The following is a 14,054-nucleotide window of genomic DNA, read 5'->3' on the forward strand; positions in this document are numbered from 1 at the left end:
AGGCTGAGGGAGCGAGGGGCGGACGTGGCGGACGTGCCGGGACCGACCGTTCTCGCGTCGGACTACTTCCAGAGCTACTCAGTCGTCGGACTGCTCGCCGTGGTCGGCGTGCTGTTCGTCGCCGTCGCCTTCGGGGCCGGCCGACTGCTCAGGCCCGTGGTCCCGACGCCGGAGAAACTCCTCACGTACGAGTGCGGCGTGGACCCCGTGGGGGAGGGCTGGGCCCACACCCAGGTTCGCTATTACGTGTACGCCTTCCTGTACGTGATCTTCGCCGTCGACTCGATCTTCCTGTTCCCGTGGGCGACGGTGTTCGCGGCGCCCGGATACGGTGCGACGACGCTGGTGGAGATGTTCATCTTCCTCGGCTTCCTGGCCGTGGGACTGCTCTACGCATGGAAGAAGGGCGTCCTCGAATGGGCGTGACGCGCCGGCCGAATCCCGAACCTCCCGTTTCGCTGCCCGATCCGACGCCGTTGCCCGAGCCGCAGAGGCTCGGCGTGTTGTCCCGGCTCGCGCCCGAACCTATGAAGGTGGTCCTCAACTGGGGCCGCCGCTACAGCCTCTGGGTCTTCAACTTCGGACTCGCCTGCTGCGCCATCGAATTCATCGCCGCGTCCATGGCACGGCACGACTTCATCCGGCTCGGCGTGATCCCGTTCGCGCCCGGGCCCCGGCAGGCCGACCTCATGATCGTGTCCGGCACGGTGACGGACAAGATGGCTCCGGCCGTGAAGCGGCTGTACGAGCAGATGCCCGAACCGAAGTACGTCATCTCCTTCGGCGCCTGCTCCAACTGCGGCGGCCCGTACTGGGATTCGTACTCCGTGACGAAGGGCGTCGACCAGATCATCCCCGTCGACGTGTACGTGCCCGGCTGCCCGCCCCGGCCCGAGGCGCTGCTCCAGGGCATCCTCAAGCTCCAGGAGAAGATCGCCCGCGAGTCGCTCGCCGAGAGGTACGCCACGGGGGGCCCGGGCCGCACCTCGGCCGCCGCCCTGCGCAGCGGTCTCGTCGCGGCCCCGCAGACGCCGGGGGAGGAGCGGGAGTGACCGCCGCGGACACCTACGACCGGCTGCCGGACGCGGTCACCGACATCTTCGGCGCGGAGGCAACCGCCGCGTTCGCGTACGACCTGCTGACCGTCGACGTCCCCGCCACCGCATGGACCGACGCCCTCGAGACGGCCCGCGACGTACTGGGCTGCCGCTATTTCGACTGGCTGAGCGCGGTCGACGAACCGGGCACCGGCTTCCGGGTCTGCGCCCATGTCGCGGCGCTGGGCGAGGGTACGGTCCGGCGCCTGCTGGTCCGTACGGTCGTCCCGCACGACGCGCCCACCCTGCCCAGCGCCATCGGCGTGTACGCGGGAGCGGCCTGGCACGAGCGCGAGACGCACGAGATGTTCGGCATCGGCTTCGAGGGCCATCCGCACCTGGTCCCGCTGCTGCTGCCGGAGGGGTTCGAAGGCCACCCGCTGCGGAAGGACTTCGTCCTGGCGGCCCGGGTCGCCAAGGCCTGGCCGGGCGCGAAGGAGCCGGGCGAGTCCGAACACGGGGGCCCCAAGCGGCGCACGATGCTGCCGCCGGGCGTACCCGATCCGAACGAATGGGGCCCGCTCAAGGGCCAGCTCCCGCCGGCCCCGGCCCGCCCCGCGAGGGGCGCCCGCGCGGCGGGCGACCGCCCCGTACGCCGGGCCCGCAGCGTGAGCGAGGGCTCGGCCGCGCAGCGGCCCGCCGAGACGGACCCGACTCCGGGGGCGGCTGCGGGTAGCGCGACGGATGCCGCGGCGACCCCGCGGGCCGCACCGGCGCGGCGCACCCGAAGCGCCTCCCAGGGCTCGGCCTCCCAGACCACCGGCACCCCGCCGCCGGCACCGGCCGGTGCTGGGCAGGGCGATGCGCGCCCGTCCGGTGCCGGGCAGAACGCGCCGTCCGACGCCGGGCAGATCGCACCGTCGCGGGCCGACGGGCCGGACGAGGCGTCCGTCACCGAGGCACCGGCTGACGCCGGGGCCACCGGTGCGCCGCCCAAGGGGCCGCGCGGGTCGCGCGCCGTCCGCAGCACGGATGCGCCCTGGCACCACGCCCGGCCCGCCTTCGACGGAGACCCGGAGCCGGGCTCCAGCACTGCGGGCAACGGCACTCCGGGCGAGGGCACTCCGGAGAAGCGCATCCCGGGCGAGGGCTCCACCGCCCCCGGCCCGAAGTCCGCGCCCACCACCGAGCCGCAGCCGGGGTCCGAGCCGCAGCCTGGGGCGGTGACGCAGTCGGACGCTCAGACGCAGCCGGGCGCCGGACCGCAGCCAGGCGCCGCCGAGCGCGACTCGCCGAACACGGCAGAGACCCCTGAGCAACGGCAGCCCGAGGCCCCGGAGCAACGGCAGCTCGAGGCCCCGGAGCAACGGCAGCTCGAGGAACCGCAGGCCGACTCCGGAAGCGAGTCCGAGGCCCCCGCACCGGAGCCCCAGGACGACACCGGCCCCGAGCCCGATCCTGACCCCGCGCCCCGAACCGACCGTCCCGCCGGAGGCGATACCGCGTGAACGACGTACTCGACGTCGCCCTCCGGCTCCTCATCGTCTTCGCCGTGTTCATGGTCGTCCCGCTGGTCGTCGGACAGGCCGAGCACAAGGTGATGGCGCACATGCAGGGCCGGCTCGGCCCCATGTACGCGGGCGGGTTCCACGGCTGGGCCCAGCTCGTCGCGGACGGGGTGAAGTTCGTACAGAAGGAAGACGTCGTCCCCGCCGAGGCGGACCGCCGTATCTTCCAGCTCGCCCCCGCCGTCGCCCTGCTGCCGTACCTGCTCGTGATCGTCGCCATCCCGATCGGCCCCGGGGAGGGCGCGGTCGGCCAGGTCGTCGACGCGGGCATCTTCTTCGTGCTCGCCGTCATGGGCGTCGGCGTGCTCGGCTCACTGATGGCGGGCTGGGCCTCCGCCAACAAGTTCTCCCTCCTCGGAGGCCTCCGTACCGCCGCGCAGCTGCTCGCGTACGAACTGCCGATGCTGCTCGCCGCAGCCTCCGTGGCCATGGCGGCCGGCACCGTCTCGCTCCCCGGCATCCTCGATGCCTTCGAGTGGTGGTGGCTGCCCTGGCAGATCGTCGGCGCACTGGTCTTCTTCGTGGCGGGGCTCGCCGAGCTGCAGCGTCCGCCCTTCGACATGCCGGTCGCCGACTCGGAGATCATCTTCGGCGCCTACACCGAGTACACGGGCCTTCGGTTCGCCCTGTTCCTGCTCGCCGAGTACGCCGGAATCGTCGTCCTGTGCGCGTTGACCACCGTCCTCTTCCTCGGCGGCTGGCACGGTCCGCTCGGCGACGACGGGCTCGGCTGGGTCTGGACCCTGCTCAAGACGGGTGTCCTCGCCTTCGTCGTCATCTGGCTCCGCGTCACCTATCCCCGTCTCCGCGAGGACCAGCTGCAGAAGCTCGCCTGGACCACGCTCATCCCCCTCGCCCTCGCGCAGATCGCGCTCACCGGCATCGTGAAGGTGGCGATCAACTAGTGCCTCCGATTCCCGGCGCAGGCCTGGCCAAGGGTCTCGCCGTCACCCTGCGGACCATGACGAAGCGGACCGTCACCGCGCAGTACCCCGACGTCCAGCCCGAACTGCCGCCCAGGACCCGGGGCGTCATCGGGCTGTTCGAGGAGAACTGCACGGTCTGCATGCTCTGCGCCCGTGAGTGTCCCGACTGGTGCATCTACATCGACTCCCACAAGGAGACGGTGCCCGCGGCGGCCCCCGGTGGGCGCGAACGCAGCCGCAACGTCCTGGACCGGTTCGCGATCGACTTCGCCCTCTGCATGTACTGCGGTATCTGCATCGAGGTCTGTCCCTTCGACGCGCTGTTCTGGTCACCCGAGTTCGAGTACGCCGAGACGGACATCCACGAGCTGACCCACGAGCGCGACAAGCTCCGCGAGTGGATGTGGACCGTGCCCGAGCCGCCCGCGCTCGACCCGGGAGCCGAGGAGCCGAAGGAGATCGCCGCCGCCCGCAAGACGGCGGAGAAGCTCCGCGCGGCCCAGGCCGCGGAAGAGGCGGAGGCGGCAGCCACAGCGCAGGCGGGACAGCCGGGACAGGCGGCGCAGGCAGAACGGCCGACGGACGTGGCAGAACCGGAACAGCCGAAACAGGAGGGACAGGAGTGATGCTGGCAGCCGCCGCCGGCCACCCCGGCTTCCTCTCCCCGACCGGCGTCGAGATCGCCTTCGTCCTCGTCGGCATCGTCACCCTCGGCGCAGCGTTCATCACCGTCACGACCAGGCAGCTGGTGCACGCCGCCCTCTGGCTCGTCGTGGCGCTCGGCGGGCTGGCCGTCGAATACCTCCTGCTCACGGCCGAGTTCATCGCCTGGGTGCAGGTCCTGATCTACGTCGGCTCCATCGTCGTCCTCCTCCTCTTCGGGCTGATGCTCACCAGGGCTCCCATCGGCCACTCCCCGGACGCCGATTCGGGCAACCGGTGGATCGCTCTCGGCGTGGCCGGAGCCTCGGCGATCGCCCTCGTCTGGGTCGTCGTCGACGCCTTCCGCACGACCTGGATCGACCTGGACGGGCCGGCCCAGGGCTCCACCGACGCCACCGGTGCGTTCCTCTTCCGGCACTGGGTGCTGCCCTTCGAGGCGCTGTCCGTCCTGCTGCTCGCCGCCCTGGTCGGCGCGATCGTCCTGTCCCGCAAGGACCGAGAGGACAAGAGCTGATGCACCTCGCCTATCCCGCCGTGCTCGCCGCCCTCCTCTTCTGCACCGGTCTGTACGGGGTCCTCGCCCGGCGCAACGCGATCCTCGTCCTGATGTCCGTCGAGCTGATGCTCAACGCCGTCAACCTCAACCTGGTCGCCTTCGACGTCTGGCTCCGCGACGCACTCCACTCCGGCCAGGCACTCACCCTCTTCACGATCGCCATCGCCGCAGCCGAGATCGGCATCGGCCTGGCGATCGTCCTCGCCGTCTACCGCAACCGGGGCAGCTCGGACATCGACCGTCTCCGCGACACCGCGGAGACCGACGAGGCCGAAACGCTCCCCGGCGACGCGGACGCCGACGACGCCACCCACGGCACCGCAGACCAGGCCACTGCTCCGGCAGGGAAGGCAAAGAAGGCAGAGGCCACCGCGTGACCACCACGACCCTCGCCGTCCTCGTCCCCCTCCTCCCCTTCCTGGGCGCCGCCGCCGCACTCCTCCTGGGCAGGACAGCCCCCGGCTTCGCCCGCCCGCTCGCCGTGCTGCCCACCTTCACCGCAGCCGTCATCGCCGTCGTCGTCGCAGTGCGCCAGGGCGGCGGCCGGGCCATCGACGCCTCGACACAGCTCACCCCCACCGGCTCGGTCCCCATCGACCTCGCCCTGCACCTCGACGGCTTCGCCGTCCTCACGGCCGTCCTCGTCGGACTCGTCGCCACCTGCGTACAGATCTATTCGACGGCCTATCTGCGTGACGACACCCGCTACACGTCCTACTCGGCCCTCGTCTCCCTCTTCACCTCCGCGATGCTGCTCGTCGTCTACTCCGGCGACCTGATGGTGCTCCTGGTCGGCTGGGAGATCATGGGCATCTGCTCGTACTTCCTCGTCGGCCACTACTGGGAGACGCCCGAGGCCCGCGCCGCCTCCCTCAAGGCCTTCCTCGTCACCAAGCTCGGCGACGTCCCCTTCCTCATCGGACTGTTCGCCCTGGCCGCCGACACCGGCACGTTCCGCATCACCGGCATCCTGGCGGCCGTCACGAACGGCGGACTCGACCACCCCACCCTCATCGCCCTGCTGCTCCTCGCAGGGGTCGCCGGCAAATCCGCGCAGTTCCCCCTGCACACCTGGCTGCCCGACGCGATGGCCGGCCCCACCCCCGTCTCCGCGCTCATCCACGCCGCGACGATGGTCGCCGCCGGCATCTACTTCGTGGCCCGGCTCCTCCCCGTCTTCGCCGCCTCCGGCGCGGCCCTCGTCGTCCTCGCCGTGATGGCGGCCGTCACGATGATCGGCTCCGGACTCGCCGCCCTCGCCCAGGACGACATCAAACGCGTCCTCGCCTACTCGACCATCGGTCAGCTCGGCTACATGGCCGGTGCCCTGGCCGTCGGCGACCGCGGGGCCGCCGTCTTCCACCTCATCTCCCACGGTGCGTTCAAGGCGGTCCTCTTCCTGGCAGCCGGTGTCGTCATCCACGCCGCGGGAACCAACTCGCTCGCCGCCATGTCACGCATGAGCGGCCTCACCAAGCGGATCCCCGACGCCTACTGGACGATGACCGTCGCCCTCCTCGCGCTCGCCGCCATCCCCCCGTTCGCCGGCTTCTTCTCCAAGGAAGCCGTCCTCGTCGCCGCCGAGCACACCGCCCTCGGCGACCGCGACATCGCCCCGGCCGCTGCCGGCTGGACGGTCCTCGTCGCCGGACTCCTCGCAGCGGTCCTCACCGCCGCCTACGCCATGCGCCTGTGGCTCCTCACGTTCCACGGGCGCGGCACCGAGGCCCCCGACCACGGCAGGCAGCCCGCCGCCATGACCTCCGTCCTCTGGGTCCTCGCCGTCCCCACCATGGCCTTCGGCCTCACGGCAGGCGTCATCAGCGACTGGTTCGACGGACACAGCCTCGCCCCGACCCTCACGACCGCTGTCCTCTCCACCGGCGTCGGTCTCGTCGGCGGGCTCGTCACCTACGGGGCCTGGCGCCACACCACGGCGCTCGCCGCCCGCCCGCCGGTCGGCGCGGTCGCCGCCCACCCCGACGCCGAACCCGCCCTCGTCGAGCTCGAGGCGATGACGTCGCACACCGCCGCGTACGGCACCATCGCGGACGCCCCCGACCCGTCCGACCCCGGCCGGCTCCTCCTCGGCCCCCTCCACCGTCACGCGGTCACGGGCTTCCACCTCGACGCCCTGTACTCGACGCTCTTCGTCCGCCCCGTCCAGGCCGCCGCCCGCCTCGTCCGGTTCCTGGACCGCGAGGTCGTCGACACGTACGTCCGCGGCTCGGGCAGCCTCGCCCGCGGACTCGGCACCGCCGTCCGCCGCGCCCAGACCGGCAACGTGCAGACCTACCTCGGCGCGCTGCTCGCCGGAACCCTTGTCCTGGCGATCGCCGCCGTCGTTTTTGCCAACGTCAACGCCGGGGCGTGAGCCGTGATCGATATCAGCGCATCCGTGATGCAGTTCCTTCTGGCGTTCGTCGTCGTCGCCCCGCTCCTCGGTGCCGTCGCCGCGCTCCTGCCCGCCCCGCCCGGGCTCAGGGGCAGGAACCCCGACCAGGCCGTGCTCCGCCACGGCGTGACCGTCACCGGCGCCGTTCTCCTCGCCGCTCTCGTCCTGGCCGCCGGCTTCGACCACGACCACCCGTCGAGAATGCAGGCCACCACCGACATCAGCTGGATCCCGGCACTCGACGTCCGGATCCACCTCGGCACCGACGGCATCTCGCTCCCCCTTCTCGTGCTGACCGCGCTGCTGACCTTCCTCTGCGCGCTCTACAGCTACTTCAAGCTCCCCGCAGGCCCCTCCCCGAAGGCCTTCGTCGCTCTCGTCCTCGTGCTCGAGTCCGGCACCCTCGCGACCTTCGCCGTCCTCGACCTGCTGCTGTTCTTCCTGGCCTTCGAGATGGTCCTCATCCCGATGTACTTCCTCATCGCCCGCTGGGGCGGCGACCGGAAGCAGCCCGCCGCCTGGAAGTTCATCCTCTACACCCTGCTCGGCTCCGTGGTCATGCTGCTGGGACTGCTCCTCATCGGACTGAAGAGCGGCACCTTCGACATGGTGGCACTCGCCACTGACAACGGCCGTGGCCTCACCGCATCCGTGCAGGTCGTCGCCGTACTCGCGATCGGGATCGGCCTCGCCGTGAAGACCCCGATGTGGCCTCTGCACAGCTGGCTCCCCGACGCCCACACCGCGGCCCCGACCGTCGGCTCCGTCCTTCTCGCCGGCGTCATGCTGAAGATGGGGACGTACGGCTTCGTCCGCATCCTGCTCCCCATCGCCCCCGACGGTATGCGGACCTTCGCGCCCTACCTCGCGGCGTTCGCCGTGGTCGGCATCGTCTACGGATCCCTGGCCTGCCTCGCTCTGGCCCGCCCCGGTGCCAAGGGCGACCTCAAGCGCCTCATCGCCTACTCCTCGGTCGGCCACATGGGCTTCGTGCTCCTCGGCATCGCGACCATGACCCCCACCGGGGTCAACGGCGCACTCTTCGCCAACATCGCCCACGGCCTCATCACCGGCCTGCTGTTCTTCCTGGTCGGCGCCATCAAGGACCGCTACGGCACCGCGGACCTCGACACCCTCGCCGGAGCCACCGGAGCCGCGCTCTACGGCCGCACCCCCAGGCTCGGCGGCCTCCTCGCCTTCGCGGCGATCGCCTCGCTCGGCCTCCCCGGCCTCGCGGGCTTCTGGGGCGAGATGCTCACCCTGTTCGGCGCCTTCGACCCCGCCGAGGGCCTCAACCGTCCCGCCTTCCTCACCTTCATGTCCATCGGCGCGTTCGGCACCCTGCTCACCGCCGCGTACATGCTCATCGTCGTGCGCCGCGTCTGCATGGGCGAGAAGCGGGACGAACCGCACCCGGTCGCCGACATCCAGACCTACGAATTCGCCGCCTGGACCCCCCTCGCAGCCCTCACCGTCCTCGCCGGACTCTGGCCCGCGGTCCTCCTCGGCCTCACCGACCCGGCCGTGCAGAAGCTCCTCGCAGGAGGCAAGTCGTGACCGTGGCAGCCGACAGCGCAACCGGGGCGGCAAGCCTCGTCCAGTCCGTCGACTGGCTGGCGATCGCACCCCCCGTCACCGCTGCCACGGTGGCCCTCCTCGTCCTGGTCGCCGACCTCTTCGTCGGCGAACGGCACAAGCCGCTCCTCGGCTACGGCGCCGTGGCCGGACTCGTCGCCGCGCTCGCCCTGCTCGTCCCGCTGCGCGCGGGGGACCGCTCGACGTTCTGCCTCACCGGCGGCACCCAGGCATGCAGCTACACCGCCGACCACTTCGCCCTCGTCATCCAGGCCCTCGTGCTCGGCGGCGCGCTGCTCACCGCGCTGCTCTCGATCGGTGACACCCGCAAGCTCCCCGCCGGAGAGTTCTGGTTCCTGCTGCTGGCGTCCGCGGCGGGAGCCGCGCTCCTGCCCGCGGCCCGCGACCTCGCCACCCTCGTCGTGGCCCTCGAAGTCGCCTCGCTCCCCGCCTTCGCCCTCGTCGGTATCAAGCGCGGCGACCGGCGCAGCTCCGAAGCCGCACTGAAGTTCTTCCTCTCCTCCGTCGTCGCCACCGCCGTCATGCTCCTCGGCGTCAGCTTCGTCTACGCGACCACCGGCACCCTGCACCTCACGGAGATCGCCGCGCGCCTCGACGAGGTGCCCGGCCGGTTCGACACCCTCGCCCAGGCCGGCGTCGCCCTCACCCTCGTCGGCTTCGCGTTCAAGACGGCCGCCGCGCCCTTCCACTTCTGGGTCCCCGACACCTACGTGGGAGCCCCGCTGCCCATCGCCGCCTACCTCTCGGTCGTCGGCAAGGCAGTCGGCTTCTCCGGCCTCATCCTCGTCACCGTGATCGGCTTCCCGTCGTACGCGGACGTCTGGGGACCCGCCCTCGCCGTCCTCGCGGCCCTCACCATGACCGTCGGCAACGTCGCCGCACTCCGGCAGACCGCCACCCGCGCCCGCAGCGCCGTACGCCTGCTCGCCTGGTCGTCCGTCGGCCAGGCCGGCTACCTGCTCGTCCCGATCGCCGCCGCCGCGTACTCCAGCGACGCACAGATCGGCTCCACCGTCGCCTACGCCCTCATGTACGCCGTCGTGAACCTCGGCGCCTTCGCAGTGGCCGCCCTCGTCGCCCGTACCCACCCGGGCAACCGCCTCAGCGACTACCGCGGCCTGTACGCCACCCGCCCCCTCGCCGCGCTCGCCCTGGGTTTCTTCCTGCTGTGCCTGGCCGGGCTGCCGCCCGGCATCATCGGCCTCTTCGCCAAGGTCACGGTCTTCTCCGCAGCCGTCGACGCCGGACTGGGCTGGCTCGCCGTCGTCATGGCCGTCAACGTGGTGATCGCGCTCTACTACTACCTCCAGTGGACCGCGGCACTCTTCCGCTCGCCGGAGGCGGCCGCCGGGGGGGAGGCCCCCACACAGCAGAAGCACCGTGTTCCGGCGCCGCTCACCACCGCCATCGCCCTCACCGCCGTGACCGGTATCGCCCTTTCCGGCGCACCCCAGCTCGTCCTCCGCTTCGCTGCCGTCAACCTGTTCTGACCCCCCGCAAGATCGGCTTGCTCGCCGAGGTCCGCGCAAGGCATGGTCATGCCTGCACGTCACCCAAGAAGAGCAAAAGGAGCCAGAGCGGTGCTGAACGGGTTCAAAGACTTCATCCTGCGTGGAAACGTCATCTCCCTGGCCATCGGCCTCGCCGTGGGAGCCGCGTTCACCGCCGTGGTCACCGGCTTCAGCAACGCGTTCATCGTGCCGCTGATCGCCCTCTTCACCCGGGGCACAGGCGACTTCAGCAAGGCGACGTTCACCGTGGACGGCGCGATCTTCCCCTACGGCCTGTTCATCAGCGCGGCGATCGCCTTCCTCATCACCGCCGCCGTCCTCTACTTCCTGGTCGTCGTCCCCATGGCCAAGGTCCAGAACCGCTTCACGGCCAAGGAGGAGGAGGAGAAGGCCGACATCAAGGCCGCCCTGCGCGACTGCCCCCGCTGCTTCTCCGAGATCCCCGTCGTCGCCACCCGCTGCGGCCACTGCACCAGCGACGTCGAGCCGGACGCCGAGGCCCGCGCGCTGGCAGGCCTCCCCGCGCAGCGCTGACGCCGCGCCGCGGCCCGGGGCCACACCGCAGCGCCGAACGGCGCGGCGGCGGCCCACACGGCGCGGCAGGAACGGCCACCCGTACGGCCCAGACACGGCCACCCGTACGGCACAGGGGCGGCCACCCGTCCGGCACGGGGCCGGATCCGGTCGGATCCGACCCTTCCGCCCTGCCCCCGGCCTCCACGCACAAGGGAACTAGCTCCCCCCGCCTCGCGTTGACCAGTACGGGAGGCTCCACTGGGGAGTGGAGCACCACCGAGCAAGGGTTCCCCTGCTGCACCATTTGGAGGGCGTACCGTGCACCGCCGGCACAACGGGCTGAAGACCGCCGTACTCCTCGGGGGACTGTCCGCACTCATCATCGTCATCGGCAGCTTCTTCGGACGCGCCGGCCTGATCGTGGCCCTTCTCGTCGCGCTCGCCACCAACGCCTACGCCTACTGGAACAGCGACAAGCTCGCCCTGCGCGCCATGAGGGCCCGCCCCGTCAGCGAATTCGAGGCGCCGCAGCTCTACCGCACCGTACGGGAGCTCTCGACCGCGGCCCGTCAGCCCATGCCCCGGCTCTACATCTCCCCGACCCAGGCGCCCAATGCCTTCGCCACCGGCCGCAACCCGCGCAACGCCGCCGTCTGCTGCACCGAAGGCATCCTCCAGATCCTCGACGAACGCGAGCTGCGCGGTGTCCTGGGCCACGAGCTCAGCCACGTCTACAACCGCGACATCCTCATCTCCTCCGTCGCGGGAGCCCTCGCCTCCGTCGTCATGTTCCTGGTCAACTTCGCCTGGCTCATCCCGGTGGGCCGTTCCAACGACGACGAGGGCCCCGGCATAGTGGGCATGCTCCTGATCATGATCCTCGGCCCGCTCGCCGCCTCCGTCATCCAGCTCGCCGTCAGCCGCTCCCGCGAGTTCGAGGCCGACGCGTCCGGAGCCCAGCTCACCGGCGACCCGCTCGCCCTCGCCAGTGCCCTGCGCAAGCTCGACGCCGGCACCAAACAGCTTCCGCTGCCGCCCGAACCGAGGATCGAGACCGCGAGCCACATGATGATCGCGAATCCGTTCCGTCCCGGCCGTGGCATGTCCAAGATGTTCGCCACCCACCCGCCCATGGCGGAACGCATCGCCCGACTCGAGCAGATGGCAGGTTATCGACCGTGAAGACAATCCTGAACGTCATATGGCTGGTCCTGTGCGGTTTCTGGATGTTCCTCGGCTACATCGCCGCGGGCCTCCTCCTCTGCATCACGATCATCGGCATCCCCTTCGGCCTGGCCGCGTTCCGCATCGGCGTCTACGCCCTCTGGCCCTTCGGCTACAGCGTCGTCGACCGCCACGACTCCGGCGGCCCGTCGTTCATCGGGAACATCCTCTGGCTGGTCCTGGCCGGCTGGTGGCTCGCACTCGGCCATATCTTCACCGGCATAGCCCTGTGCGTCACGATCATCGGAATCCCGCTGGGGATCGCGAACTTCAAGCTGATCCCGGTCTCCCTGATGCCCTTCGGCAAGGAGATCGTCCGCACCGACCAGCCGTTCGCGACGCGGTAGACCGGCAGCGATCCGGCAACCGAACCCGCCCCACGAGCGTCCTGGCTTGCAGGATCACGTGACGGGTAGGTTCGCGGACATGAGCATCATCAGCTGGATCATCCTCGGCCTGCTGGCCGGGGCCATCGCCAAGTTCCTCCTGCCCGGACGCGACCCCGGCGGCATCATCGGCACGACCCTCATAGGCATCGTGGGCGCGTTCCTCGGCGGCTGGCTGTCGTCCCGCTTCCTCGACCGCCCGATCAGCACCGACTTCTACGACACGGCGACGTGGCTCGCCGCCATCGGCGGCTCCCTCGTTCTGCTGATCGCCTACCGGCTGCTCTTCGGCAACTCCCGCGACCGCCGCTGAACTACGCCCCGGACCTCTCGCCCGACTCCGAACCGCCGCCCAGGCCCGTATCGCGCAACGTCAGATTGAGCCGGCCGGCCCGCATCCCCGACGCGGGGCCGGCCGATCCTTCGAGCACCTTCGTCACCCCGTGGAACGCGTACCGCGACGGACCGCCGAACACGAACAGATCGCCGGAGGCCAACTCCACATCCGTGTAGGGCCGCCCCCGGTCCTCGGTGTTCCCGAAGCGGAACACACAGGTGTCACCGAGGCTCAGCGACACCACGGGAGCATCCGAACGCTCCTCCCGGTCCTGGTGCATCCCCATCCGCGCCGCACCGTCGTAGAAGTTGACCAGCGCGGCGTCCGGTGTGTACCCGGCTCCCGCCCCGGCGTCCCCGTAGGCATCCGCCACAGCTGCCCGCCCCAGCTCCGCGAGCCAGGGCGGGAAGGCGGCGACCCGGGCCCCGTTGACGTCCTCGGCCGTCCGCGCGTACCGGTACGGCAGCCAGTGCCACCCCAGACACACGGTCCGCACCGACATCACCCCGCCCCCCGGCAGTACGGTGTGCCGCAACGGCACCGGCCCGCGCGCCCACTCACGGCACGCCTCCACCAACTCCCGCTGCCGCGCCGCCGACAGCCACCCGGGCACATGAACCGCCCCCGGCGCCACCACCGCCCGCGGCCGCGGGAACAGCCCGTCGGACGCGTACGGCGCCCCGCGCGACATCACCGGCCCGCCAGGGCGCCCTCCAGCCCCAGCAGCCGCTCCTTGCGCTCGACGCCGCCCGCGTAGCCCCGCAGCGCCCCGTCCGCTCCGATCACCCGGTGGCACGGCCGGACGACCAGCAGGGGATTGCGCCCGATCGCCGTCCCCACGGCCCGGACCCCGACGCCCGCGGATCCCACCTGCGCGGCGATCTGCCCGTAGGACATCGTCCGGCCGTACGGAATGGCGTCCAGGGCCTTCCAGACCCGTCGCTGGAACTCCGTGCCCACGCCGTCCGCGTACACGAGGTCGAAGCGGGTCAGCCGCCCCTCGAAATAGGCCGCCAACTGCCGAGCGACTCCGCTGAACAGGTCAGGGTCGTGCCGCCACCCGTCCTGGACGGTCGCGGCGCCCTTCTGCCCGGGCAGCGACAACGAGGCCAGCGCCACTCCGTCCGCCCCGCCCGCAGCGGCCCGCTCCTCACCGGCCAGCAGCAGCTCGCCCAGCGGGCTGCCGACTCGCGCGTACACCGTCGTCATCACTCGTCACACTCCCTGCCCGGTGGGCCGCGGAACGGCCCCGTCGCAACCCCGTACTCACGAGTCTGCGACCTCCGCCGCATCCCGACCGGCGGTTTTCAGACATCGCATACGCGGGCGGGGCGGGACG

At 71.3% G+C, this 14,054-nt stretch carries 16 protein-coding genes; 14 read left to right on the plus strand and 2 right to left on the minus strand.

Features of this window, described 5'->3' with window-relative positions; translation table 11 throughout:
- Nucleotides 1–24 precede the first annotated feature (24 nt).
- The 14 genes from OG927_RS19360 to OG927_RS19425 all read left to right on the plus strand — a co-directional run bounded on the left by OG927_RS19360 (nucleotide 25) and on the right by OG927_RS19425 (nucleotide 12,691).
- Nucleotides 25–426 carry an NADH-quinone oxidoreductase subunit A gene (locus tag OG927_RS19360; protein WP_033297557.1) on the plus strand — a complete coding sequence of 134 codons (402 nt, stop codon included), beginning with the start codon at nucleotides 25–27 and terminating at the stop codon, nucleotides 424–426.
- A complete protein-coding gene (locus OG927_RS19365; RefSeq protein WP_056796739.1) occupies nucleotides 417–1,052 on the plus strand; it encodes an NADH-quinone oxidoreductase subunit B in 636 nt (211 codons plus the stop codon). The genes OG927_RS19360 and OG927_RS19365 overlap by 10 nt, the downstream gene beginning before the upstream one ends.
- Entirely contained in the window at nucleotides 1,049–2,545 is a 1,497-nt protein-coding gene (locus OG927_RS19370) for an NADH-quinone oxidoreductase subunit C (protein ID WP_330320532.1), read from the plus strand. The genes OG927_RS19365 and OG927_RS19370 overlap by 4 nt, the downstream gene beginning before the upstream one ends.
- Nucleotides 2,542–3,510 (plus strand): complex I subunit 1/NuoH family protein, encoded by a 969-nt coding sequence (locus OG927_RS19375; RefSeq protein WP_056796733.1) that lies wholly within the window; start codon nucleotides 2,542–2,544, stop codon nucleotides 3,508–3,510. The genes OG927_RS19370 and OG927_RS19375 overlap by 4 nt, the downstream gene beginning before the upstream one ends.
- Entirely contained in the window at nucleotides 3,510–4,157 is a 648-nt protein-coding gene (locus OG927_RS19380; RefSeq protein ID WP_330320533.1) for a NuoI/complex I 23 kDa subunit family protein, read from the plus strand. Before OG927_RS19375 ends, OG927_RS19380 begins: the two co-directional genes overlap by 1 nt.
- Nucleotides 4,157–4,708: an NADH-quinone oxidoreductase subunit J family protein gene (locus tag OG927_RS19385; protein ID WP_056796727.1), complete on the plus strand. Its 552-nt coding sequence runs from the start codon at nucleotides 4,157–4,159 to the stop codon at nucleotides 4,706–4,708. The genes OG927_RS19380 and OG927_RS19385 overlap by 1 nt, the downstream gene beginning before the upstream one ends.
- Nucleotides 4,708–5,127, plus strand: coding sequence for an NADH-quinone oxidoreductase subunit NuoK (gene nuoK / locus OG927_RS19390; protein WP_056796724.1), 420 nt, complete (start codon nucleotides 4,708–4,710; stop codon nucleotides 5,125–5,127). The genes OG927_RS19385 and nuoK overlap by 1 nt, the downstream gene beginning before the upstream one ends.
- Nucleotides 5,124–7,124, plus strand: a complete 2,001-nt coding sequence (locus tag OG927_RS19395; protein ID WP_056796721.1) for an NADH-quinone oxidoreductase subunit 5 family protein — start codon at nucleotides 5,124–5,126, stop codon at nucleotides 7,122–7,124. Before nuoK ends, OG927_RS19395 begins: the two co-directional genes overlap by 4 nt.
- 27 nt (nucleotides 7,125–7,151) lie before the next feature.
- Nucleotides 7,152–8,702 (plus strand): complex I subunit 4 family protein, encoded by a 1,551-nt coding sequence (locus OG927_RS19400; RefSeq protein ID WP_209471280.1) that lies wholly within the window; start codon nucleotides 7,152–7,154, stop codon nucleotides 8,700–8,702.
- Nucleotides 8,699–10,231, plus strand: coding sequence for an NADH-quinone oxidoreductase subunit N (locus tag OG927_RS19405; RefSeq protein ID WP_330320534.1), 1,533 nt, complete (start codon nucleotides 8,699–8,701; stop codon nucleotides 10,229–10,231). Before OG927_RS19400 ends, OG927_RS19405 begins: the two co-directional genes overlap by 4 nt.
- Nucleotides 10,232–10,321: 90 nt before the next feature.
- Nucleotides 10,322–10,786, plus strand: a complete 465-nt coding sequence (mscL, locus tag OG927_RS19410) for a large conductance mechanosensitive channel protein MscL (RefSeq protein WP_056796712.1) — start codon at nucleotides 10,322–10,324, stop codon at nucleotides 10,784–10,786.
- Nucleotides 10,787–11,086: 300 nt separating this feature from the next.
- Complete coding sequence (htpX, locus tag OG927_RS19415; RefSeq protein WP_056796706.1) at nucleotides 11,087–11,950, plus strand: zinc metalloprotease HtpX; 864 nt, start codon at nucleotides 11,087–11,089, stop codon at nucleotides 11,948–11,950.
- On the plus strand, nucleotides 11,947–12,339 hold the full coding sequence (locus OG927_RS19420; RefSeq protein WP_056796703.1) for a YccF domain-containing protein: 393 nt from the start codon (nucleotides 11,947–11,949) through the stop codon (nucleotides 12,337–12,339). Before htpX ends, OG927_RS19420 begins: the two co-directional genes overlap by 4 nt.
- 79 nt (nucleotides 12,340–12,418) lie before the next feature.
- On the plus strand, nucleotides 12,419–12,691 hold the full coding sequence (locus OG927_RS19425) for a GlsB/YeaQ/YmgE family stress response membrane protein (protein ID WP_056796700.1): 273 nt from the start codon (nucleotides 12,419–12,421) through the stop codon (nucleotides 12,689–12,691).
- Between the two features lies 1 nt (nucleotide 12,692).
- Here OG927_RS19425 and OG927_RS19430 read toward each other — a convergent pair whose 3' ends face one another.
- Both OG927_RS19430 and OG927_RS19435 read right to left on the minus strand, forming a co-directional pair.
- Nucleotides 12,693–13,406 carry an alpha-ketoglutarate-dependent dioxygenase AlkB family protein gene (locus tag OG927_RS19430; protein ID WP_209469919.1) on the minus strand — a complete coding sequence of 238 codons (714 nt, stop codon included), beginning with the start codon at nucleotides 13,404–13,406 and terminating at the stop codon, nucleotides 12,693–12,695.
- Complete coding sequence (locus OG927_RS19435; protein WP_056796694.1) at nucleotides 13,406–13,924, minus strand: methylated-DNA--[protein]-cysteine S-methyltransferase; 519 nt, start codon at nucleotides 13,922–13,924, stop codon at nucleotides 13,406–13,408. The genes OG927_RS19430 and OG927_RS19435 overlap by 1 nt, the downstream gene beginning before the upstream one ends.
- Nucleotides 13,925–14,054: the final 130 nt, after the last annotated feature.

This window comes from Streptomyces clavifer, from assembly GCF_036345975.1.
Lineage (GTDB): Bacteria > Actinomycetota > Actinomycetes > Streptomycetales > Streptomycetaceae > Streptomyces > Streptomyces clavifer.

Bases quoted from the DNA above. Each gene is read 5' to 3' on its own strand.
- OG927_RS19425 (WP_056796700.1), top strand. From the start codon at position 12,419: ATGAGCATCATCAGCTGGATCATCCTCGGCCTGCTGGCCGGGGCCATC.
- OG927_RS19385 (WP_056796727.1), top strand. From the start codon at position 4,157: ATGCTGGCAGCCGCCGCCGGCCACCCCGGCTTCCTCTCCCCGACCGGC.
- nuoK (WP_056796724.1), top strand. From the start codon at position 4,708: ATGCACCTCGCCTATCCCGCCGTGCTCGCCGCCCTCCTCTTCTGCACC.
- OG927_RS19435 (WP_056796694.1), bottom strand. From the start codon at position 13,924: ATGACGACGGTGTACGCGCGAGTCGGCAGCCCGCTGGGCGAGCTGCTG.
- OG927_RS19430 (WP_209469919.1), bottom strand. From the start codon at position 13,406: ATGTCGCGCGGGGCGCCGTACGCGTCCGACGGGCTGTTCCCGCGGCCG.
- OG927_RS19365 (WP_056796739.1), top strand. From the start codon at position 417: ATGGGCGTGACGCGCCGGCCGAATCCCGAACCTCCCGTTTCGCTGCCC.
- OG927_RS19400 (WP_209471280.1), top strand. From the start codon at position 7,152: ATGCAGTTCCTTCTGGCGTTCGTCGTCGTCGCCCCGCTCCTCGGTGCC.